Source organism: Pantoea folii, assembly GCF_056678875.1.
On sequence record NZ_JBWXON010000014.1, the window covers coordinates 116,243 to 137,842 of the forward strand.

A 21,600-nucleotide genomic window follows, 5' to 3' on the forward strand; every position below is an offset into this window, starting at 1 on the left:
AGGTTATGACGCTGCTGGATATAGTGGAAATCAATTACTCAAATCGCAGGTATAGTCACAGTGAATATCAATGCGCTGGATTTGAATCTGCTGCAGACACTGGATGTTCTGCTGCAGGAGTTGAACGTAACGCGAGCGGCGCAGCGGCTGAATTTATCGCAACCCTCGGTGAGTGCGCAGCTGGCGAGGTTGCGCACGGTATTCGATGATCCTCTGCTGTTGCCGGGGCCGCGCGGTATGTTGCCCACTGCGCGCGCTGAAGGTCTGCGTGAACCGCTACGAAAGGCATTGGAGGGATTAACGCGTGCCGTGGCTCCGCTGGAGGCCTTTAACCCGACCAATGCTGAAGACACCTGGCGAATAGCTGCCACCGATTACATGTCCACAGCCTTAGTGCTGCCCGCGCTCAATAACATTCGCGAAGCCGCGCCACAAAGTCGGATGGCGGTCTTTGCGCTTCACCCACCGCAGGTCGCTCACCAACTGGAGAAAGGGGCGCTGGATGTGGTGTTTCACACCGGTGACAATGCGCCAGCGAACCTGCATCAACGCAAGTTGTTCAGTGAGCGCTACGTGCTGGCGAGTCGGCGAGACCATCCACAGTTACAACTGGCACCGACGCTCGATCAGTTCTGTCAGCTGGAATTTGTGCTGATCTCGCCTGATGGTGGCGGGTTCAATGCCGCAACTGATACCGCGCTGGCAAAAGTGGGACGCTCGCGTCGTGTCGTGCTGTCGGTTCCGCATTTCCTGTTTATGCTGGAAGTGCTGGCGAACAGTGATTTGGTCGCTGTGCTACCCGAGCGGCTGGTGCGCAGTGCCGCACATCTTCACGTCTTCACTCCACCACTGGAGATTCCCGGCTTTGATATTTTAATGTTGTGGCATCAACGGCTCCACCGCGATCCTGCCCAACAGTGGCTTCGCCAGCAAATTGTGGCATCGCTGTAGATCGGATATCAGCGCAAAAAATTCACTTCTCCCGCGCACTAAAAATCATCACACTAGCCACCTTTACCGTTATGGAGTGATGGCATGAAAACCCGATTGCTGCTGGCGTTCGCGCTGCTCACCAGTTTGAGCGTGCCATTGCTGGCAGATGAAGATGGCGTCTCCTTCAGCCATAAAGACTGGGAACTCGCCTGCGACAATACCTTAACCTGCCGCGCTGCGGGTTACAGCGCTGAAGAGGGCGCGGGTGGTTCAGTCCTGCTCACACGTGAGGGCGGGCCCAATGCACCGACCCATGGACGCGTGGTGCTGGCCGATACTGGCGATGATGACTCCAGGCAAGTGGATGCACTGGCGCTGTGGATTGATGATCACGCGCAGGGCGAGGTCACCAAAGCCGAGAACGATGAGTGGACGCTGACCGATGCGCAAACGCTGGCGCTGATTAATGCTATCAAAGGCAGTGGCAAAGTGGAGTTTCGCGGGGGCGAGGAGCCGTTCGAGCTTTCCAGCAATGGTGCCTTTGCCACGCTGCTGAAGATGGACGATGCGCAGGGCCGTCTGAGTACGCCAGGCGCACTGGTGCGCAAAGGCAATAAGCCTGAAAACAGTGTTCCCGCAGCAGTGGCGATGCCGGTGATCCAGCAGGTCAAGGTCGAAAAAGCCGCGCCGCGTCCGTTGAGTGCGGATGAGCTGGCGTTGCTCAAGCCGAAGCTGATTGCTTCGCTGACCGATGACGACAGCTGCGATAATCTGGACCCTACGGATGATCAACCTGAAGAGGGCGCTGAGCCGCTCACGTTAACGCCAGTGGATGATACGCATGTGCTGATTGCCGCGCTGTGCTGGCGCGGTGCCTATAACGAAGGCTATGGCTATTGGCTAATGGATCGTGCGTTGCAGGGTAAACCTCAACTGATCACCGATTCCGGTTCAGATTACAGCGAAGGCATGATTTCCGAGGCACAGAAAGGGCGCGGCATTGGCGACTGCTGGAGTACAGCGGCCTGGGTATGGGATGGCAAGGATTTTGTGCAGAGCAGTGATGCTACCACCGGCATGTGTCGTGCGATTCGCGCTGGCGGTGCATGGCAATTGCCGACGCTCGTTACTGATGTGAAGCCCGCATCCTGAGTTTACGGGGCGTGCTCTGGCGCGCCCCTCTCATTATTTCGCGTTATTTACCGCAACACTGCTTGTACTTTTTGCCGCTGCCGCACGGGCAGGGATCGTTACGACCGGTTTTCTCGCCCGCGAAGTGTGGCAGTTGGGGTTCCGGATCGGGCTGTGCCATGCGCTGTTCCTGCCAGTATTCATGCAACTCCAGCGCCGCCGGGCGAATGGCGTCAATGCTGGCCTCAAACTCCTCTGGCGAGAACGCTTCACGCTTTGCCAATTGCGCTTCACTGCCGTGCAGCGTGATGGCGGCCATCGCCGGGTGCAGGCTCTCTGGCAGTTGATCCCAATCTTGATCTAACGCTACGCCGCGCAGATAGCCATAACACCAGTCTTCCACTACGGTGAACTCCTGACCTTCCATCTCCTGCATGCCAAACAGCGGGTCAAACTGATCCGGGAACTCCGCCAGACGTTCGGCAATGTCGTTAAAGTGCTGGAAAATCAGCGACATAAAGCGATCCATTTCACGCTCGTTGGACCATTTTGGAATGTGCTTCTTGTCACCCCACATCGCCACCAGCCACTCGCTCGGTTCGATATCGTTCGGGCCGGAGAGCAGAGCCGTCAGCATGCCATCCAGCTCGGAAGTATCCACCACCGACTGTTCATTGCCGTATTTCTCCAGCATATCTTCCAGCCAGTTCAGTTCTTTCTCGGTTAACGGGCCTTGGTTCATACGGCATCTCCTGTGCGGTGCGGGTAGGCAAAGTTTTGACGGCGCGATTATAGCGGGAAGCGGCACGGATTTACCGCTTTTTGCATATCGATTGCTGAAGCTTTCCTAAAAATCATTCGCCATAACATATTGCGCAACAGTATTGGCTGGAATGGAACGCCAATGGCAGCGTAAACGCAGAACTTTACTGCGTTAAGGACCAAATTGTATGGCAGAAACATTGCCGGTGCTGGATTTGGCACTGCTGGAACTCCCGGATGCTGACCAGTCGCCTTATCTCGCCGAACTGCGCACCACGGCGCGCGATGTCGGTTTTTTCTACCTGATTAATCATGGCATCAATCCACAGTTGCTGCAGAACGTGCAAAGCATCACCCAGGCGTTTTTTGCCCTGCCGGATGAGGAGAAGCAGCATGTCTCGATGATCCACTCACCGCATTTCCGCGGCTACAACCGGGCTGGCGTGGAATATACCCGTGAGCAACGCGACCAGCGCGAGCAGTTTGATATTGGCGCGGAACGTGTGGCGTTAGTGTTACAAGCGGGCGATCCCGCCTGGAAGCGTCTGCAGGGGCCAAATCTATGGCCAGAGGCGCTGCCGCAACTCAGGCCAGTGATCCACGCCTGGCAGCAGGCGATGACCGGGATTGCACTGCGCCTGTTGCGTGCGTTTGCCAAATCGTTGTCGCTGCCGCCAGATGCATTTGATGCACTGTACGGCACGCATCCCAACGAGCATGTGAAACTGATTCGTTATCCCGGCCAGGCCAGCGATGCCAGCCAGCAGGGCGTCGGCGCGCACAAAGATTCAGGCTTCCTGACGTTTCTGCTACAGGATGAGCAGCCCGGCTTACAGGTTGAAGTGACGCCGGGTCACTGGGTGGATGCATTGCCGAAACCGGGCGCATTTGTGGTGAATATCGGCGAATTGCTGGAGATTGCGACCAATGGTTATCTGCGAGCCACGGTTCACCGTGTGGTATCGCCACCTGCACGCAAAGAGCGTGTTTCCATCGCCTTTTTCCTCGGTGCACAGCTGGATGCCGAAGTGCCGATTTATCAATTACCGCCGCAGCTGGCGGCAGAAGCGCACGGGCCGACCAGCGATCCCACCAATCCCTTGCTGCGTGAAGTGGGCTGGAACTATCTCAAAGGGCGTTTGCGATCGCATCGTGACGTGGCAGCGCGTTACTACGCCGACGCCCAGAACACCGTTCAATCATAATAAAAGTAAGGAAAGCACATGACTAAAAAGGTGATAGCAACCCTGGCACTGCTCTCGGTATTCAGCACTTATGCTTCGGCAGCGGCTTTGCGTGTGGCGGCCGATCCGGTGCCACACAGTGAAATCCTCAACCACATCAAACAAACCGATAAAAAGCTCGATCTGAAGGTGATTGAGCTCAACGGCAATCTCAACGCCAATGAACTGTTAGCGCGCGGCGATGTGGATGCAAACTACTTCCAACATGTGCCTTATTTGCGCGATCAAGAAAAAGCGTTGGGGGAGAAGTTTGCAGTGGTGGCGACGGTGCATATTGAGCCGTTGGGTATTTACTCGCATAAAGTTAAATCCCTGAAAGATCTGCCTGATGGCGCGCAGGTCGCGGTGCCCAATAATGTCACCAATCTCAGCCGTGCGCTGTATCTGCTACAGGATAGCGGTCTGATTAAGCTCAAGGGCAGCAACGCCAGTTCGCTGGTGACGACGGCAGACATCAGTGACAATCCGCATCATCTCAAGATCATTGAAATCGAAGCGCCACAGCTGCCGCGTGCACTGGATGATGCGCAACTGGCGATCATTAACGGTAACTACGCGTTGCAGGCGGGGTTAGTGCCATCGAAAGATGCGCTAGCGCTGGAGCAGGCAAAAGATAATCCGTATGCGAACGTGCTGGTGACGACGCCAAAACTGGCCCATGATCCGCGGATTCTCGAATTAGCCAAAGATCTGGAGTCAAAGCAAACTGCTGAATTTATCAACCAGCACTATCAAGGTTCGGTGATTCCGGTTAACCCATAATCCCCCCTCGCCACCTGTTTCTGGCAGGTGGCGATTCACCTCTTCTGTGTTATATTTCGCCACAAACACCCATCGCACGTTTTGCTAAAAATAAAAAATATCTTATAAATCAATTGCTATGAAAACTTTCACCAGGAATAATCGGTGATGCGCTGCATCATTCCGCGATCGCTGCTGTTGTGCTTCAGTTTGCTATTGAGCGCCTGTGGCACGCTGTCACAAACTTCTGCGCCGGTCGGCGATAAAGTCTATCTCTCCCATGCGACTTTCAATGAAAACGTCGATGACATCGTGCGGCACTACATGCAGCAGAAGCAGGTGTCGGGCATCAGCATTGCGATTATCCATCAGCGTCAGCCTGCAAAGTTTTACAGTTTTGGCGTGACCGATGCGGTGCACCGTTATCCGATCACGCCGGATACGCTGTTTGCGCTTGGTTCGCTCAGCAAAGGCATAACGGCGGAGGTGATCATTGAGCTGGTAGATCGCGGCGAGCTGCGCTGGAACGATACGCTTGCTACGCTGCTGCCGCCGGAAGTGCCGCTCAGTGAGGATGCAAAACGCATCACGCTGCTGCAACTGGTCACGCACACCTCTGGCCTGCCGCGTCAGGATATGGATTTGCCGATGTTTATGAAATTCATGGCGTATCTGCGCAGCGGTGAGAATTTTTACGGCAACCTCGATAGCGATGCAGTGCTGAGCTATCTGGCTGATTTTGACGCACCAGCAAAACCCGCGGCGCAGTATTCCAATCTGGGCTATGCGCTGCTCGGCTATATTCTGAAGCATCGTCTGCATCAGGGCATCGAAAGCCTGGCGCAACACAATCTGTTCCAACCCCTGGGCATGACCAGCAGCAGCTTCAAACCACAAAGCCTGCGTGGCTATCCGATGCGTGCGCTGGGCCATGCGGGCGACCAGCCAAAGCTGATTCCGCGTGGTGAGTTGACGCCGGATTGGGCATTCAGCAATAACATGGTGGCCGCCGCCAGTTTGTATAGCAACGCACGTGATTTAATCCGCTATCTGGATGCGCATCTGCACAATGACGCCAGCGCACCCATCAACGCCGCTTTTGCTCAGGTTAATCAAGGCTATGAGCAGCATGGCAACCAGTCTCAAAATATTGCCTGGGTCACGGACACCTACGGTCAGCAAAAAATCACCTATCAGGTGGGCTATATTGGCGGCTACTCCAGCTTTATCGGTTTTGATAAACAAAATGGCAATGCGATTGTGGTGCTGCAAAATGCCTTTAACTGGAGCAACTATCTGGGCATTGCTCTGTTGATGGACCTGGCACAGAAGAATCAGGCAGAGTAACGAACATGGTTGCTTGCAATTTTACTGCGCCAAAAGTCGCTTTTGCTGAGGTATGCTGTGCAGCGAAATTTGACGCGCAAAGCGCGCCGGGGGAACCTTCTGCGTGCTGCACTTGTCAGTAAATTGGACAGTTAATAATTAACCAGAGTGGAAATCACCAATGCGCAGGACACACGTCACCCTTCTTTCTGCAGGAATTTTTCTGGGCGCTTTGAGCCTGACTCCAGCCGCACTGGCTGAAGGCGAGCAAACGGATAACGTACCACCGCCACCTCAGGTGCAGCAGACCGCACCCGACGCACAAACTCAGGCTCCGGCAGTGGATGCCCCGGCCAGCAATGAACCCGCGGAATCCAGCGGCGATGTGGCACCGATTCGCCCATCGCAGAACGGGATGCAAGATGCCCCTGCCGGGCAAAATAATTACGACCTGAATACCATCATTATCGACTACAAAGAGTACAAAGTCGGTGATGTGGTACCTGATGAGTATCGTAAAAAGCAGTACACCATTGTGGAGTGGCAGCCACGCCACCTGCCAGCACCGCAGCCTGGTACACACTGGGCTTATATCAATGCCAACTACATCCTGATCACCGACGACAGCGGCAAGATTGTGATGGGTAAATCTGGCGACATCTTCTTCAAGGGTTAATCCCTCCCTTTGTGTGGCGGCCGTCAGGCTGCCACGCTTCCTACCGATCCCTCCTCCTTCAGATTCATCCTCTCGGGTGCTTTTTAATGCGCCGGAAAAGTGGCACGCTGCTCATTACGCTTTCACTGACAAAGGAACTGAACCATGACGCAACACATCAATGCCTACGGACAACCAGTCGGTGCACCATTGCCAGATTGGCAACCGCGCAGCTGGCCCTCTTATGAGACTTTCAACGGCCAATACTGCCGTCTGGAACCTTTAAGTGCGGAACGCCACGGTCGCGATCTTTACGCCGCCTATGCGCTGGCCATTGATGGCGGTGACTGGACTTATATGTTTGCTGAGCCCTTTACCCGTGAGGCGGAGTATCTGGCTTATGCGCGCAAGATTGAGCAGGGTAAGGATCCGATGCATTTTGCGGTGATTGACCTGCGCAGTCAGCGTGCGGTGGGCACATTGGCGTTGATGCGCATCGACACCGCGCACGGCGTGGTGGAAGTGGGGCATGTGGCATTTTCACCGCTGCTCAAGCAAACCTCTATGGCAACAGAAGCGCACTATCTGCTGATGCGTTATGCCATTGAACAGTTGGGCTATCGTCGATACGAATGGAAATGCGACAGCTGTAATCTACCTTCACGCAAAGCGGCATTGCGGCTGGGATTCCAGTTTGAAGGCCTGTTTCGCCAGGCGATTGTTTATAAAGGGCGCAGTCGTGATACCTGCTGGTTCTCGATTATTGATGGCGAATGGCCGCCGCTTAAGCAGGCATTCGAACGCTGGCTGGCAGCGGAGAATTTCAATGCAGAAGGGACGCAGCGCATGAAACTGGAAGCGCTGCGTTAAGGCTGTGAAGGGCCGGGCTGCCCGCCTGGCTCAGCTGTTTAAGAGATATTTTGTCGTCATGGCAATCAGTGCGGTGGCGATTGTGAGCAGAACGCGTCTGATCCAGATGTTGTCTTGTTTTAACTCGGTAAAACCAATTTGCATACGTTGGTCTAACGCGTTGATTTTAATGTCTTGCTGATTGAACCGTTCGTCGATTTTTTCGAATTTCTCATCGATTTTTGCGAATTTCTCATCAATTATTTCAAACTTTTCATCGATTCTTGCGAATTTCTCATCGATCTTCTCAAACTTTTCATCGATTCTTGCGAACCTCTCATCGATTTTATCGAATCTTTTATCAACTTTATCAAACCGCTCATCAATACTTTTTTCGAGCACATCAAACCGCTCATCTATACTTTTTTCGAGCACTTCAAACCGCTCATCAATACTTTTTTCGAGCACTTCAAACCGCTGATTCACGCCGTGAAATTGTAATTTAACCTCGTTTTGAAATTGGTCTAAGCGGCCTTCGAGAGCATCGAGTCGGTTATTTGTCGCGCTTTGTGCCCGGATCAGGCTTTCTGTTGCCTGTGACAAATCAAATTTGGTTAAGGCATTTTCCTGCTGCATATCAGCAAAAATCTCCACCATTACCTCAGCCTGTCTATCGGCGACGCCTGCATCCTGTAACGCTTTATAGGCTTTATGCGTGTTAATCATGGTCAGTATCATCCTTTCATTCCTCTGGTGTCCTTCCGTGAAAATGAAAGCCTATCCAGCAGGTGATAGTTTCACAATGTGATGAAATGGATTTTGCGCGGCATCTCGAAAAAAATCAATGCTTACAATAAGTAACGAAAACAACTAATAAAAAAAGGCCTGCGCATTGGCAGGCCTGCATGGGGGGGAAATGGCTTAATTTTGCAGATGTGGAATAATTTTTATCTCCACCATACCAATGCCCAATTTGCGCGGATCCTGCCCGGTAATATTGCCAACGTTAGAGAGTTGCGGCTCCGGTGGCGCAATAATCAGGTTGTGACTGCCGTTGGGATTGCTGAAGTGCAGTGTGGTGGTTGAGAAATCATCGCCCAGATTCAGCATCTGCTCTTCATTACCGACGCGAACTGGAATCAGTCGATGCGCATTGGGTCCAAAAGCGCGCGCGGTGATCTGCACATCAAAGCGAGACGGTAAAGGTTCGACATATTCTATGTTCACTTCAGGTGCCAGATTCGCATTTGACCAACGTCCCCAGCTTTCGGGGCGCGAAATTCCAGTGAAATGCTTCACGCTGTCGGGTGCGCCTGGCACCGTCAGCAGGAATCGGTCGGCGTTATAGCGAATCGCATTATCTTCCACGCGAATCTGCTGCTCGTTGAGTTGATAAGTCGCGGCACTCACCTCGACTTTCGGGAATTGCGCTTTGCCCTTCCACTGCGGTTTATCGATGCGCGTTACCGTCGGTTTTGCGCCCATCTGGCCCATGGCGACACAGAGATCGGTAGAGAGGGCCAAATCAGGCTGCCATAAGCGGCCCATCTTGAAGCAGCGATCGACCCAGACGAATTTATCCGAGGCGGTAAAGTCCGCGAGCTGGTAGCGCAGTGGAGCAGAATATTCACCTTCTGGCAGTGGCTCGACGCGATCCTGCCCGACGCGGAACAGAATCGGCAATTTGAAGGTTGATCCCGAGAAGCTGAAGGTGTTTTTGGGCTGATCGATGGTGAAGACATCCATCTTACTGGGGAATTTCCACAGCTGAATGATATCGGCTTTCCATGCCGTCACCTTCTGCGCCATGTCTTCAAACTGAGCCGATAAAGATGTTGAAGAGAGGCCGCTGCGGCCGAGTCCAATTGCCTTATCACCACCCAGAATATCCAGCACCGTGGCACCGTTATCCAGGGTGCTGCGTTTGCCATCCAGCACTTCCGCCTGTGGCTCGTCACCACGAATCACCATAAACAGATCGCGGCGCGGCTGCTTAATCAGATACTGATGCGCAGTGTTATTCATGGCCAGATGATCCGAACTGACCACGATGATGGTGTTTTTAAACCATGGCGACGCTTTGATACGCGCAATCAAACGCGCGACATGCTCTTGTGAGCATGCCACAGCGCTGAAGGATTGATTGGGTTTTCCATCGTAGCTGTAACTTTTACGCTGACAGCTGCGCGAGATAAAGCCGTCAGGATGATGGGTGTCCACCGTCAGGGTAAATAAGGCAAAACGCTTTTGCTGACGTGAAAGTTCTTCATACTTCTCAAACACTTCGTCCATCACCGTGTCATCGTAAAAACCCCAGTTGTTGCGGTAGCCAGGATCGGCAACCCGGCTCTTTAACTCTTCTGAACCATACATATGTGCGGGCGAAAAGCCGTGTGACAGCAGGAAGGTGTCCTTGCCCGCAAAGCGTAAATCCGCGCCCTGAATAAACCAGTTTTCATAACCGGAGTTCTTCAGGATATCGCCGAGGCAAATATTCTGTGGATAGAAGCTGGAAAGCGAGGCCGAGGCGTTGCCATCAAAAGGCGCAAACAGGGGAATACCGCATTGCGAAGCCACCATCCCCGCGATGGTGTAATCGGTGCCTGGCAACTGTTCGGTTTCACTGAAATCGATGCTCTGGTCTTTTTCGCGACTCAGTTCCGGCGCGAGTCCGGGGAAAGCATCTTGATCAAAATAGGTGCGTTCAAGGCTCTCCCCGTAGATGTACACCAGGTTAAGTTTGGGTTCGGGAATGGTTTTATTGGGCCTCTTATAATAGTTATCGAAATCAGAGTCGGCCAAACGTGAGTGCGAGGCAATAAGATCTTTCACCTGACGAAAAGCAGGTGTGGTTTGCACCGAACCTGCAGCGCAGGCGATAGCCAGTAAACTCCAGCCTAAATGATGCGGCCGTCTACGGCGGCGTAGCAGCCAGGAAAGCAGGCAAAACAGCAAAAACAGGCCAATGATTAATCCAATGGCGGGCACCACATATTTACTGACGCCGGCACCTGTCAGGCTGTTGGTCAGGGTATACAGCACCGCATCGGTGATGCCATCGCCGGTAAAATAGTTGCTGGCAAACAGCGTGGCATTGAGCACGATAAACAGCGTGAGCAACACTAAGATCAGGATAAACCAGAATTTATTTCGCCCGGCTTTACAGGAGTAAACGGCGATTGCCGTTAAAAAGAGTACAACCGAAACCAACTCGGACAAGGTTTGATCCTCACATAAATTAGTGACGCCATCCCTGCGCCCTCGGCCCTCTTTGGGGGTTATGCGTCAATTTATATGGGCTGTCACAGTGCTGCAACATAACCACACAGAATTGTGCGGCGGGTTCCGATCCGTTTAAGGCAGGTTTAGATTGACTATGGTTTGACCTGGCAGCAACGCACGCGTCGCTGCCAGCGAGGGGCGAGGAGGGATCAGAGCTTGCCAGTCAGATACTGCGCTTCGCCGTCGGCAAAGCTCCAGTCGCCTTTGCTGTTAGTGATAAAACTGATCATCAGATCGTTGCCCTGCACGCCACAATTTTCCTGCAACTCGCGCGCTAGCTCTGCCATGAAGAGCGTTTTCTGTTCTTCGCTTCTTGGGCTGGTGTACACGCGCACCATCACCAGGTTATCGGTCCGCTCGAAACCCAGCCCGGTATCCTGAAACACCATTTGATAGCGTTTATTCTCATGAACAATCTGATAGCGATCCCGCGCGGGTACTTTAAACGCGGTTAATACCGCGCGGTGCGCAGCGTCCAGCAAGGTACGAATTTCTGATTCAGAACGGCCCTGAATCACATCAAAAGTCAGTAACGGCATAAATAAACCCTCGTTTTTGCTCACAAGATAAGAGTAGGATGTGGCTTTATGCTGCCGCTTGCTGCAGGAAAGAAAAAGCGCGCTGGTTGAAATGATTATTTATTATTTTGAACAATCCATATGAAAGAAATCAAAACTGATGCACTGTGGGTGCATTTGCACTGGCTAACGGTGCTGGCTGAACTGGGCAGTTTTACTCGTGCAGCTGAACGATTAGATGTCAGCAAAGCGGCCATGAGCCAAAAGATTAAAGAGCTGGAAGAGATGGCGGGGGTGTCGCTGGTGCAGCGCACCACGCGCAGCGTGCGTCTAACCTCGGCAGGCGAGAAGCTGGTGGATGAGTTGCGCGATCCTTTCGCGCGCATCGCCCAGAGCTTTTTCAGCGTGCGCGATGAGGCCGGGCCAGTCCGCGGCCTGGTGCGTGTCAGCGCGCCGGTGGCGTTTGCACGTCAGCAGCTGGTGCCGATTATCGGTGATTTTTTGCGAGAGTATCCGCAGGTGCGGCTGCAGTTGGATGTTACCGATCGCTTAGTGTCGTTAGGCAGTGAAGGATTTGATCTCGCCATCCGCCACAGCCAGACATTGCCCGAAACCCATGTGGCGTTGCCGCTGTGTGAGACGCGCGCGCTGTTAGTGGCCTCGCCGGCTTATCTGGCGCAAAACGGTGTGCCTCAGGTGCCAGAATCGTTGCAGCAACATAACTGCCTCTACTACCCGCGTGGTCTGGAATCCCCACAATGGCGTTTCCGCCCGGTGAGTGGCGGCAGTGAATCCGTGCAGGTGAAAATTCAGGGTAATTTTGCCACCAATAACAGCGAATCAATCCGCGATGCCGCGTTGCAAGGGCTGGGCATTGCCATGCTGCCCGATTTCAGCGCCGCAGCGGCGCTGGCAGCAGGCACGTTGCAACAGGTTCTGCCGCAGTGGCAAACCGTGGATGCTTTTGCCGATCGGCTGTGGGTGGTGCGCCCGTATGCGGCACAGGTGCCACGGGCGGTGACCACCTTTATCCACTGGCTACGCGCGCGCTTTGTTGATGGGTGAAGCCAACGCCATCGCCGCATGCGGCTGCATCATCTCACCCAGCAGGCTGCTGCGGTTGTAATTGCCTAAACGCAGGTTGAAGTCGAGGTGCATCTGTTCGTTACCGCTGAGCTTAATCACCGGTGGTGGCGTCATAGGACGCTGGTTGAACAGGATGGCCTGTGCAAACGCCTCGCTTTTCCAGCCGCTCAAACGCTGATAATAGTAAGCGTTGGCTTCACATTTGCGCAGATAGAGATTCACCCGACGATATTCCCGCATCGCCGCCTGTTGTGCCAATGAACCCAACTGCTGCTGCGGTTGATCAATTTTCTGGGTCAGGAGTGAAAAGTCATCGCGCTTGTTGAGCTCGTTGAAATAATTCTGCTCACCCAGATGTTTGATAGGGGCGTATTGCTTCTGCCATTCACGAATAAACGGGTTATTCGGAGCCGCCGCCAGAAACCAGTTTTCAATCACTGGCGCCAGATAATTGACGGTGGAGTTTTCACGATAATAACCAATCACATCCATGCAGCGCTCTTGATGAGCACGATGTACCCATGAGAGATCTTCAAATAACAGCGTGCTGCAATCAATGGCAATACCGCCGTAGCGCAACAGCAGTTCCAGACGAATGACTTCGCTTTTTTGCTGTTCGCTTAATAATGTTGAGGTGAAAATAAAATCAGGTAAAACTTCTTTTACCGTTAATCGATTGAGCAAATAGATATCGTGATCAGGATTATCTTTGCGCAGCTTTTGAATATTTAACATCATGGATTTCGGTAAATATTCATTATCCCAATACATCCACACTTTTTTCGGTATTTCTGGCAGCGACTTTTCGCCAGAAAACAACACGATATTGTCCTCTTCGCTAGGATCGTACTCCGGCGCGCAGAGCGCAGTATGCTGTTTTTTCTGCAGTAATGTCTGGCTGGTAAAAGCGATTCTTTTCCAGTTCTGCCAGAGCGCGAGCGCTGGCTGGAGACGTTTTTTATTCATGGTGCACCTGATTATTGTGATTATGGTGGCAAGGATTCCCTGATGCTGGCAGCTTATGCGCTCTTATGTTTCCTCACGGCTGTGTGTAAAAAGTACTCACATCAGCTTAATAAAGCATTCTGGCCTTAGAGGCTATGACTTTTTTTTTCTTTCAGATAAAACGGAAAATGAAGGATCCGTTAAGGGTAAAATTTCCCGGAAATAATTGAATGGCCGACTGATTTTATAATTAATCATCATTAGGACTATTCCTAATAAAATAACTTGGCCTTGGCGCTGGCTGCGGCTTAGATAAAAAATACCCGCATTCAAATGGTTTAAAGCGGCTACATTTTTCGCTGGCCTGGCAGGGATTTGCCCCTTCCTGATGCAGGTTAACTACGCTTAGACGAGGTGGTTAACACAAAGGAGGCACTATGCAGCCACACAACCGTGGATTACTGGCGGTCGATAAGCAGGGGAATCGGGTTCTGTTTCTCGATCCCGACACCTTTGCCGTGCAACAGGAGCTGAATGCGTTTCCGCCGCGTCCGCATGAGCTACTGATGTTGCCTGAGCAAGAGAAAGCCTATGTGCCGATCTATGGTGACGGCATTCATGGAGACAATCCCCACCCCGGTCACAAAGTGGCGGTGATCGATCTACGCAAACGCCAGATCAGCGGTTTTATCGATTTATCTCCGTTGCAGTCGCCCCACAGTGGCCAATTGGGCCGCGATGGAAAAGTCTACCTCTGCTGTGAAAACAGTGCGGCCGTGGCAGTCATCGATCCCGTTACCGATAGGGTGGAGAAAATGATTAAGCTGCCATCGCACAATGCGCATCGTCTGACGCTCTCACCCAGCGGGCGTAAATTGTTCACAGAGAACGAAGAAGACGCTAGCATCACGGTGGTAGATCTGTGCGAGGCAGACGGGCGCATTATTGACAACATTCTGCTGCCGGGGCCGATCTCCGGTATTGCGGCCTCGCCGAAGCATCCTTATCTGGTCGCTAGCGCGGCCGACGCGCCGTTACTGTATGTGGTCGATCGCCAAAGCCATCGTATTCGCCAGCGCATTAAACTCACGGCCCATCAACAGCCCTGCCAGGTGGTACGTTTTAGCGCCAACGGTGAGCGATTGGTAGCAATTGGCGATCAGGAGCCGCTCATCACACTGTTTGATGATTTACTCAATCCGTTGGGGGATGTTCCGGTCGGCAACAAACCGATGGATGGCTGTTTTAGTGCTGATAATCGAACGCTGTTGATTGCCAATGAAGGCGATGGATCATTAAGCGTGATTGATTTGCTGCAAATGAAAGTGATAGCGACCCCGAACGTCGGAAAAGGCTGTGAGGTGCTGAGTTACTTCCAGTTGAACTGACGGCGGGGCATCTCCTTGTGGCAACGTTCGCCAGGCACCTGATCGCGACGTTTGATTGGACGTAACAGGGTTAAATAAACGGGCGGTGGTAAATCGCGCTGCTCCAGTGGCGGCTGCTGGCATGTTTTTCCGCCTGCCAGCCGCGTTTACGCAATTCCCGGGCGATCATTTTGTTCATGATGCCGTGCCCCACCAGTAACACCGTTCCCTGTTTTGATAACGTGACCAACTTATCTGCCGCCTGACGCGCCCGTGCTCGGGCATGAGTCAACGATTCCACATGCCCGGCGTAACCGCATAACCATAACAGTCGCAAAAGCGCGAGCCAAACGGTCAGCGGCAGGTGCAGGCGTTCGAACGGCAGCAGCGGAATGGCCACTTCACTGAAAACCTCATCCACCTCATGCGGTTGCAGGCCGAGACGCGTGAGCGATGAACGCGCGCGGGGTAGCGGGCTGGAGGCGATCACGCGGGCCATTCGAGCGATGGCCATACTGCGTGGCGGCGGCGAGTCGCAAATGTCAGCCAGGTCATAGCCTTCACACCAGTCGGCCAGCGCTCGCGCAGTAAAGCGCCCGCTGACCGGATGGTCAGGTTTACCGTGTCGCATGAGGATGATGGTCATAGGCGCCCTGTGTGATTTTTACCCAGTGTAATGCAGGTTATAGCTGAACCGCACTGGCGAAAGGGTTTTAAGATTAATTCGCAATTGTCATTAAAGCTTAACTGATTTGTGCGAAAAAAAGCGCGATGAAGGATCAGCCACAACTCAGCTAATGATAAGCAACGCTCGTTAATTACATTGAGGTTAATGCGCTGCTGTTGGTTTGGATGAGCTGTAATGTTATGAATTAACGCCATTTTTGCTTTCTAATCCCGAGCTACAGTGAAGATAAATTAATTATTTTCACTTTTATCACTTGATTTATCTACGCGCGTAGATAGACTGTGTCCACAGTGATAACTCACGGTGCCAGAGACAAAGTTGGCCTTGAGATGACGTGGTTACATTTGCCTTACTAATGCGATCGATGAAAAAAACATCGACGAGAACAGGCGAATGAGTGAATTCCAACACCAGGGAGTTCTTTGACTTTCATCCAGGTTTGCCTACTGAACGTCTTCACCGGGGAGTTCCGCTTGTTGCAAGGGAACCGTCCCACGGAAGGGCGTTTGCTGTTTTCACCTATATCAGGGAAAAGGTCATGACGGTACATCAGTCCGTTTCGCAACAAACTTCACTGAGCACCTCTTCAGCTGCTGACATGCGGCTGGAAACCTCTTCTGGCCGCAAAGATTTCTGGCGCGCCACCTTCTCTTGCTGGCTCGGCACGGCAATGGAGTATGCGGATTTCGCACTCTATGGCCTGGCAGCAGGCATCATCTTTGGCGATGTGTTTTTCCCCAATGCCACACCCGCTATGGCGCTGCTTTCCAGTTTTGCCACCTGGTCCGTCGGGTTTATTGCACGTCCAATTGGTGCGCTGCTGTTTGGCTGGATCGGTGACCGCAAAGGTCGCAAGACCGTGATGATCGCAACCATCATCCTGATGGGCGCATCGACAACCTTGATTGGTCTCATCCCTTCTTACGCCACGATCGGCGTCTGGGCACCCGCTTGTCTGGTGCTGTTGCGCTTTACCCAAGGGTTGGGCGCCGGTGCGGAACTGTCTGGTGGCACCGTGATGCTGGGCGAATATGCCCCGGTTGCGCGTCGCGGTCTGGTCTCTTCCGTGATTGCCCTCGGCTCGAATAGTGGCACGCTGATCGCTTCGCTGGTGTGGCTTGCCGTGATTCAGATGGATAAACAAACCTTGCTGGATTGGGGATGGCGTATTCCGTTCCTCAGTAGCGTGCTGATTGCCGTGGTCGCGTTATGGCTGCGTCGCCATCTGCGTGAAACCCCGGTGTTTGAGCGCCAGCAGGCGCAACTGCAGGCAGAGCGTAGCGCCACATTGCAGCATGCCGCCTCCGAGGTTGATACCCGCAGTTTCTGGCAGCGCAGCCGTGCGTTCTGGACGATGGTCGGCTTACGTATCGGCGAAAACGGTCCTTCCTATCTGGCGCAGGGCTTTATCGTCGGTTATGTCGCGAAAGTGCTAATGCTCGATAAGTCGGTGCCAACGACGGCGGTGTTTATTGCCTCGCTGCTGGGTTTCCTGATTATTCCGTTTGCCGGTTGGATGTCTGACCGCTTTGGCCGCCGTATCACCTATCGTGGTTTCTGTCTGCTGCTGATGATTTACGCCTGGCCGGCATTCAGCCTGATGGACAGCCGTGACCCGGCGATTGTGATCCCGGTGATGGTCGTAGGCATGGCGCTGGCCTCGCTCGGTATTTTTGGGGTGCAGGCCGCGTGGGGTGTGGAAATGTTTGGTGTCAAACACCGTTACACCAAGATGGCGGTGGCAAAAGAGCTGGGGTCTATCCTTTCTGGAGGGACAGCACCTTTGGTGGCTGCGGCGCTGTTATCGTTAACCGGACACTGGTGGGCGATTGCCGTGTACTTCTCGGCGATGGCGACCATCGGTTTTCTGACCACGTTTGTGGCACCGGAAACGCGTGGGCGCGATCTGAATCTACCGGAAGATGCGATCTGACGCGCAACACGCTGTAAGTGAAACAGTGCCATTGGCCGGTTATTCCGGCCAATGGCATTCATGCAGAGGCAAGAGCATTGGCGAAATCCCCAGGCGGAAATGTAACACGTAGCGATGTGGCGAAAGCCGCCGGCACCTCAGTGGCAGTAGTGAGCTACGTGATTAACAACGGACCGCGCCCGGTGGCGGAAGCCACGCGGCTGGGCGTGCTGGAAGCTATTAAACAGACGGGCTATCGACCGAATGCGGTGGCGCGAGCATTGGCATCCGGCAGCACCAAAACCTTTGGCCTGGTGGTGCCGAATATCAGCAACCCCTTCGTGGCTTCGATGGCGCATATGCTGCTGCAGGAGTCGCTGGATCACGGCCACGTGATGCTGCTAGGGGATGCCGGAGATGATCGCAAGCGTGAGCTGGAACTGATTCAGGGCTTGCTGAATCGTCAGGTGGATGGCCTGTTTTATACCAGTGTCGACCGCCACCCATACATTGATGTGATTCAGGCCAGTGGTACACCGCTGGTGATGCTGGATCGCGTTGCCCCCCGTCCTGGCGTGAGCATGTTGCGGGTCAATGAGCGCGAGGCCTCGCGTCAGGTGACTGAACATCTGCTCAGTCACGGTTATCAGCAGGTTGGCATGATCAGCGGTCCGCTGGAGATGCTGAATGCCCAGGATCGTATTCAGGGCTGGCGCGATGCCATGGCAGAGAAAGGCCTGCAGGCAGATGAAGCCCTGATTTTTCCTGCCAGCTACTCGCGACAAGGCGGTTATGACGCTACAAAACGTATGATTGCCAGCGGACAGGTGCCGCGCGCGCTGTTTACCAGCAATGAGGGCCAGGCGATTGGCTGTATCCGTGCGCTCTCTGAACACGGTTTGCGCGTGCCGCAGGATGTCGCCCTGGTGTGCTTTAACGGCACCGATCAATCCGCGTTCCATGTCCCGACATTGACGACCGTACGTCAACCGCTGCGGGAAATGGCACGCAGCGCTATCGCCATGCTGAAAAATGGGGATGGCGAAGCCCAACTGGCAGAGTTCCCTCACTATCTTGAAATCGGTGAGTCCTGTGGCTGCCTGCTTACTCAACAAAAATAAACCTATAACATCATGAAAAGACTGATTATTGATTGTGATCCGGGAAACGGAATTGCAGGGGCGAATACCGATGACGGCCTGGCGCTGGCACTGGCGTTGGCATCACCTTCGCTGTCGGTTGAACTGATTACCACCGTCACGGGCAACACGCCGAGTGCGTTAGGGGCGCAGGTTGCCAAAGATTTACTCCAGCGATTAGGACTCAATGTTCCCGTGGTGCAGGGCGCGTTACAGGCACTCCGCGAAGACCCCGCCCCCTGGCGCGCACGCCTCGATGGCGTCAAGGATGCGAACCTCGCTGAACTGTGGCGGGGCGTGCGTAAGCCGCAGTTGCTCGCGGCAGATGGCAATGATGCCGCAGGCGTAATGGGCCAGCTGATTTGCGATAATCCCGGCGAATTTACGCTGGTGGCGATCGGTCCTCTGACTAACGTGGCGCAGGCGTTGCAGCGTTATCCACAGATGGCTGAATCCGTGGCAGAAATTGTGATTATGGGCGGTGTGTTCGCTTTAGATGATTACATTAAAGACACCAACTTTGGTCTGGATCCCGAAGCGGCGCATCAGGTGCTGCACAGCGGTGCAGCCATCACGCTGGTGCCGATGGACGCCACGACGCAAACATTGATGACCCATCAGGATCTTAATCGTCTGACGACCAACGATCATCCGTTACCGCAATTTGTCCGTGAAACGTTGCGCCCGTGGATTGATTACTCGATTCGCACCCGCCATCTGCCAGGCTGCTGGATCCACGATGCGCTGGTGATTGCCTGGCTATTGAATCAGCGCGTGGCGGATGGGGTGGATTACTTTGTCGATATTGAGTTACGCGCTGGCGCAACGCGCGGCAAGAGCTGGCGGTATCGGTCGCCACTGCGCCTGGACATTGGCGTGCCGGAGCAGACCGGGGCATTGGTGCACGTGATGCAGAACGTCAACAATCCGTTGCTGCTGGAGATGATTGAGAAGGCGTTTAATCAACTGCAGCGCTGAATGCCCATAGATGGGTGCGGCATACTGAGCCGCACCCGTCTTCCTGCCATACCGCCAGGAATTTGCCTTTTCAGATGGCACTGCTGTACGGCGGTGCCATGTTTCACTCGATGACACGCTTCCTTACACCGCGAATCACTCCCTGACAATTCCCCGCCGCAGCCCCCCTTTCTGACATGCTATAAACAAATAGTTAACACAATAATAACCAGCGAAATCATTCGCCGGATAACGTTCCAATAAATTCTGGTCAATGAACCGGAAGCTAATCAGACAGGATACCCCTATGTTCAACTGGACTGCGACCCAGCGAAACGTGGCGTTTGCCAGTTTCGCCAGCTGGACGCTGGATGCGTTCGACTTCTTTATCCTGGTGTTTGTACTCAGCGATCTTGCCCAGTATTTCAACACCAGCGTCTCCGATGTTTCTGTTGCCATTATGCTCACGCTGGCGGTTCGACCAATTGGCGCGCTGATTTTTGGCCGTCTGGCTGAGAAGTATGGCCGCCGCCCGATTCTGATGCTCAATATCGTGATGTTCTCACTGTTTGAGCTGCTCTCTGCATGGTCACCGAACTTCACCGCCTTCCTCGCCTTCCGCGTGATTTACGGCGTGGCGATGGGCGGCATCTGGGGCGTGGCATCGTCACTGGCAATGGAAACCATTCCGGATCGCTCGCGTGGGCTGATGTCCGGCATCTTCCAGGCGGGCTACCCTTGTGGCTACTTGCTGGCCTCGATCATTTTTGGGCTGTTTTTCGAGTCGGTAGGCTGGCGCGGCATGTTCCTGATTGGCGCATTGCCGATTCTGCTGCTGCCGTTTATCTATTTTAAAGTGCCGGAATCCCCGGTCTGGCTGGCTGCACGCGAGCGTAAAGAGAGCACGGCGCTGCTGCCGATTATTCGTCAGCACTGGAAAATCTGCATCTACATGGTGCTGCTGATGGCGTGCTTTAACTTCTTTAGCCATGGCACCCAGGATCTCTATCCTACTTTCCTGAAAGTGCAGCATCAGTTTGATCCGCACACCGTGAGCATCATCGCCATCAGCTATAACATTGCGGCGATGCTGGGCGGGATTACCTTTGGTGCGCTGTCAGAACGCATTGGCCGTAAGAAAGCGATTATCCTTGCCTCCTTCCTTGCGCTGCCGGTGTTGCCGCTGTGGGCGTTCTCCAGCGGATCCTGGATGATTGGCATCGGCGCGTTCCTGATGCAGTTTATGGTGCAGGGCGCGTGGGGCGTGGTGCCGACCTATCTTACCGAACTGGTGCCTGCGAATGCACGCGCCGTGCTGCCGGGCTTTGTTTACCAGTTGGGTAATTTGATTGCCTCGGTCAATGCGACCTTGCAGTCACGCATTGCCGAGGCGCACGGTGGCAACTACGGCCTGGGGATGGCGATCGTTGCCGGTACGGTGGCGGTGCTGATTTGCGTGTTTGTCGCCTTTGGGCGAGAGACGCGGGGTATTGAAATATCGGGTGCGGTGGCGCGCGAACAGCGTTAAAGCGCCTCGCAGACGTCGACCCATTTCGCCGCAGTCAGTTCAGCCATGCGCTGCGGCGAAATGCGCACTGCGCTGTGAATCGAACCTGCCGCGGGCAGCACTTCATCAAAACCGCGCAGGGTCACATCACAATAAACGGTCAGCGGATTTTCCAGTCCAAAGGGGCAGACGCCGCCCACCGGATGCCCGGTCCAGTTCACCACCTCATCCACACTCAACATGCGGGCCTTAGCGCCGAGTGCGGCTTTCAGCTTGCGGTTGTCGAGGCGGGCATCACCGCGCGTGACGATCAGCACAATGGCATCCTTCACTTTCAACGACAGGGTTTTGGCGATTTGCCCCGGCATCACGCCATGGACGCGTGCGGCCAGTTCTACCGTGGCGGTGCTTTCCGGCATCTCGATGATGTCGATATCCGGTGCATGTTCGGCAAAGAAGTGCCGTACCGACTCCAGGCTCATTTTTTTCTCCGGTAAAAACAGAGCCTAAAAGCTGCCATAAGGGGGGAAAAGTGTAAACGGGATAAAAAGAGAATCT

At 53.8% G+C, this 21,600-nt stretch carries 20 protein-coding genes; 13 read left to right on the plus strand and 7 right to left on the minus strand.

The window, feature by feature from the left end; all coding sequences use genetic code 11:
• Positions 1-60: 60 nt before the first annotated feature.
• Complete coding sequence (locus AC1MDE_RS16845; protein ID WP_479401188.1) at positions 61-951, plus strand: LysR family transcriptional regulator; 891 nt, start codon at positions 61-63, stop codon at positions 949-951.
• An 84-nt stretch (positions 952-1,035) separates the two neighbouring features.
• Positions 1,036-2,085: a DUF1176 domain-containing protein gene (locus tag AC1MDE_RS16850; RefSeq protein ID WP_480344863.1), complete on the plus strand. Its 1,050-nt coding sequence runs from the start codon at positions 1,036-1,038 to the stop codon at positions 2,083-2,085.
• A gap of 43 nt (positions 2,086-2,128) precedes the next feature.
• On the opposite strand, the gene AC1MDE_RS16855 is transcribed toward AC1MDE_RS16850, so the two are convergent.
• Positions 2,129-2,806, minus strand: a complete 678-nt coding sequence (locus AC1MDE_RS16855) for a YecA/YgfB family protein (protein WP_480344865.1) — start codon at positions 2,804-2,806, stop codon at positions 2,129-2,131.
• Between the two features lie 208 nt (positions 2,807-3,014).
• Here AC1MDE_RS16855 and AC1MDE_RS16860 point away from each other — a divergent pair, with 208 nt between their 5' ends.
• The 5 genes from AC1MDE_RS16860 to AC1MDE_RS16880 all read left to right on the plus strand — a co-directional run bounded on the left by AC1MDE_RS16860 (position 3,015) and on the right by AC1MDE_RS16880 (position 7,662).
• Positions 3,015-4,031 carry an isopenicillin N synthase family dioxygenase gene (locus tag AC1MDE_RS16860; RefSeq protein WP_480344867.1) on the plus strand — a complete coding sequence of 339 codons (1,017 nt, stop codon included), beginning with the start codon at positions 3,015-3,017 and terminating at the stop codon, positions 4,029-4,031.
• Positions 4,032-4,049: 18 nt separating this feature from the next.
• Positions 4,050-4,832 carry a MetQ/NlpA family ABC transporter substrate-binding protein gene (locus AC1MDE_RS16865; protein WP_058959406.1) on the plus strand — a complete coding sequence of 261 codons (783 nt, stop codon included), beginning with the start codon at positions 4,050-4,052 and terminating at the stop codon, positions 4,830-4,832.
• Between the two features lie 147 nt (positions 4,833-4,979).
• Positions 4,980-6,158 carry a serine hydrolase domain-containing protein gene (locus tag AC1MDE_RS16870; protein WP_058959405.1) on the plus strand — a complete coding sequence of 393 codons (1,179 nt, stop codon included), beginning with the start codon at positions 4,980-4,982 and terminating at the stop codon, positions 6,156-6,158.
• Between the two features lie 160 nt (positions 6,159-6,318).
• A complete protein-coding gene (locus tag AC1MDE_RS16875) occupies positions 6,319-6,813 on the plus strand; it encodes an RcnB family protein (protein ID WP_034826295.1) in 495 nt (164 codons plus the stop codon).
• A gap of 144 nt (positions 6,814-6,957) precedes the next feature.
• Complete coding sequence (locus AC1MDE_RS16880) at positions 6,958-7,662, plus strand: GNAT family N-acetyltransferase (RefSeq protein WP_058959404.1); 705 nt, start codon at positions 6,958-6,960, stop codon at positions 7,660-7,662.
• Between the two features lie 30 nt (positions 7,663-7,692).
• On the opposite strand, the gene AC1MDE_RS16885 is transcribed toward AC1MDE_RS16880, so the two are convergent.
• From AC1MDE_RS16885 to AC1MDE_RS16895, 3 genes are all read right to left on the minus strand, one after another.
• A complete protein-coding gene (locus AC1MDE_RS16885) occupies positions 7,693-8,367 on the minus strand; it encodes a hypothetical protein (RefSeq protein WP_480344871.1) in 675 nt (224 codons plus the stop codon).
• A 195-nt stretch (positions 8,368-8,562) separates the two neighbouring features.
• On the minus strand, positions 8,563-10,860 hold the full coding sequence (opgB, locus tag AC1MDE_RS16890) for a phosphatidylglycerol--membrane-oligosaccharide glycerophosphotransferase (RefSeq protein ID WP_480344873.1): 2,298 nt from the start codon (positions 10,858-10,860) through the stop codon (positions 8,563-8,565).
• Positions 10,861-11,072: 212 nt separating this feature from the next.
• The gene (locus AC1MDE_RS16895) at positions 11,073-11,462 is read right to left on the minus strand and encodes a tautomerase family protein (RefSeq protein WP_034826287.1); all 390 of its coding nucleotides are present in this window, start codon (positions 11,460-11,462) and stop codon (positions 11,073-11,075) included.
• A gap of 120 nt (positions 11,463-11,582) precedes the next feature.
• On the opposite strand from AC1MDE_RS16895, the gene AC1MDE_RS16900 reads away from it, so the two are divergent.
• Positions 11,583-12,506, plus strand: coding sequence for a LysR family transcriptional regulator (locus tag AC1MDE_RS16900; RefSeq protein ID WP_045832974.1), 924 nt, complete (start codon positions 11,583-11,585; stop codon positions 12,504-12,506).
• Here the strand turns inward: AC1MDE_RS16900 and AC1MDE_RS16905 are convergent.
• A complete protein-coding gene (locus AC1MDE_RS16905) occupies positions 12,480-13,493 on the minus strand; it encodes a glycosyltransferase family 32 protein (RefSeq protein ID WP_058959400.1) in 1,014 nt (337 codons plus the stop codon). The genes AC1MDE_RS16900 and AC1MDE_RS16905 overlap by 27 nt on opposite strands.
• Positions 13,494-13,909: 416 nt before the next feature.
• Here AC1MDE_RS16905 and AC1MDE_RS16910 point away from each other — a divergent pair, with 416 nt between their 5' ends.
• The gene (locus AC1MDE_RS16910; protein WP_058959399.1) at positions 13,910-14,860 is read left to right on the plus strand and encodes a YncE family protein; all 951 of its coding nucleotides are present in this window, start codon (positions 13,910-13,912) and stop codon (positions 14,858-14,860) included.
• 70 nt (positions 14,861-14,930) lie between these two features.
• Here the strand turns inward: AC1MDE_RS16910 and AC1MDE_RS16915 are convergent, their stop codons facing one another.
• Positions 14,931-15,485: a histidine phosphatase family protein gene (locus AC1MDE_RS16915; RefSeq protein ID WP_058959398.1), complete on the minus strand. Its 555-nt coding sequence runs from the start codon at positions 15,483-15,485 to the stop codon at positions 14,931-14,933.
• 580 nt (positions 15,486-16,065) lie between these two features.
• Here AC1MDE_RS16915 and AC1MDE_RS16920 point away from each other — a divergent pair.
• The 4 genes from AC1MDE_RS16920 to AC1MDE_RS16935 all read left to right on the plus strand — a co-directional run bounded on the left by AC1MDE_RS16920 (position 16,066) and on the right by AC1MDE_RS16935 (position 21,063).
• The gene (locus AC1MDE_RS16920) at positions 16,066-17,460 is read left to right on the plus strand and encodes an MFS transporter (RefSeq protein WP_058959397.1); all 1,395 of its coding nucleotides are present in this window, start codon (positions 16,066-16,068) and stop codon (positions 17,458-17,460) included.
• A gap of 77 nt (positions 17,461-17,537) precedes the next feature.
• Positions 17,538-18,560 (plus strand): LacI family DNA-binding transcriptional regulator, encoded by a 1,023-nt coding sequence (locus tag AC1MDE_RS16925; protein ID WP_480344876.1) that lies wholly within the window; start codon positions 17,538-17,540, stop codon positions 18,558-18,560.
• A gap of 12 nt (positions 18,561-18,572) precedes the next feature.
• The gene (locus AC1MDE_RS16930; RefSeq protein ID WP_038649259.1) at positions 18,573-19,556 is read left to right on the plus strand and encodes a nucleoside hydrolase; all 984 of its coding nucleotides are present in this window, start codon (positions 18,573-18,575) and stop codon (positions 19,554-19,556) included.
• Positions 19,557-19,809: 253 nt separating this feature from the next.
• A complete protein-coding gene (locus tag AC1MDE_RS16935; protein WP_182057222.1) occupies positions 19,810-21,063 on the plus strand; it encodes an MFS transporter in 1,254 nt (417 codons plus the stop codon).
• Here the strand turns inward: AC1MDE_RS16935 and AC1MDE_RS16940 are convergent.
• A complete protein-coding gene (locus AC1MDE_RS16940; protein WP_034826269.1) occupies positions 21,060-21,524 on the minus strand; it encodes a YbaK/EbsC family protein in 465 nt (154 codons plus the stop codon). The two genes, AC1MDE_RS16935 and AC1MDE_RS16940, sit on opposite strands and share 4 nt — an antisense overlap.
• Positions 21,525-21,600: the final 76 nt, after the last annotated feature.

Bases quoted from the DNA above. Each gene is read 5' to 3' on its own strand.
- AC1MDE_RS16875 (WP_034826295.1), top strand. From the start codon at position 6,319: ATGCGCAGGACACACGTCACCCTTCTTTCTGCAGGAATTTTTCTGGGC.
- AC1MDE_RS16885 (WP_480344871.1), bottom strand. From the start codon at position 8,367: ATGATTAACACGCATAAAGCCTATAAAGCGTTACAGGATGCAGGCGTC.
- AC1MDE_RS16880 (WP_058959404.1), top strand. From the start codon at position 6,958: ATGACGCAACACATCAATGCCTACGGACAACCAGTCGGTGCACCATTG.
- AC1MDE_RS16915 (WP_058959398.1), bottom strand. From the start codon at position 15,485: ATGACCATCATCCTCATGCGACACGGTAAACCTGACCATCCGGTCAGC.
- AC1MDE_RS16850 (WP_480344863.1), top strand. From the start codon at position 1,036: ATGAAAACCCGATTGCTGCTGGCGTTCGCGCTGCTCACCAGTTTGAGC.
- AC1MDE_RS16870 (WP_058959405.1), top strand. From the start codon at position 4,980: ATGCGCTGCATCATTCCGCGATCGCTGCTGTTGTGCTTCAGTTTGCTA.
- AC1MDE_RS16895 (WP_034826287.1), bottom strand. From the start codon at position 11,462: ATGCCGTTACTGACTTTTGATGTGATTCAGGGCCGTTCTGAATCAGAA.
- AC1MDE_RS16935 (WP_182057222.1), top strand. From the start codon at position 19,810: ATGAACCGGAAGCTAATCAGACAGGATACCCCTATGTTCAACTGGACT.
- AC1MDE_RS16930 (WP_038649259.1), top strand. From the start codon at position 18,573: ATGAAAAGACTGATTATTGATTGTGATCCGGGAAACGGAATTGCAGGG.
- AC1MDE_RS16940 (WP_034826269.1), bottom strand. From the start codon at position 21,524: ATGAGCCTGGAGTCGGTACGGCACTTCTTTGCCGAACATGCACCGGAT.
- AC1MDE_RS16910 (WP_058959399.1), top strand. From the start codon at position 13,910: ATGCAGCCACACAACCGTGGATTACTGGCGGTCGATAAGCAGGGGAAT.
- AC1MDE_RS16865 (WP_058959406.1), top strand. From the start codon at position 4,050: ATGACTAAAAAGGTGATAGCAACCCTGGCACTGCTCTCGGTATTCAGC.
- AC1MDE_RS16860 (WP_480344867.1), top strand. From the start codon at position 3,015: ATGGCAGAAACATTGCCGGTGCTGGATTTGGCACTGCTGGAACTCCCG.
- AC1MDE_RS16920 (WP_058959397.1), top strand. From the start codon at position 16,066: ATGACGGTACATCAGTCCGTTTCGCAACAAACTTCACTGAGCACCTCT.
- AC1MDE_RS16905 (WP_058959400.1), bottom strand. From the start codon at position 13,493: ATGAATAAAAAACGTCTCCAGCCAGCGCTCGCGCTCTGGCAGAACTGG.
- AC1MDE_RS16900 (WP_045832974.1), top strand. From the start codon at position 11,583: ATGAAAGAAATCAAAACTGATGCACTGTGGGTGCATTTGCACTGGCTA.
- AC1MDE_RS16855 (WP_480344865.1), bottom strand. From the start codon at position 2,806: ATGAACCAAGGCCCGTTAACCGAGAAAGAACTGAACTGGCTGGAAGAT.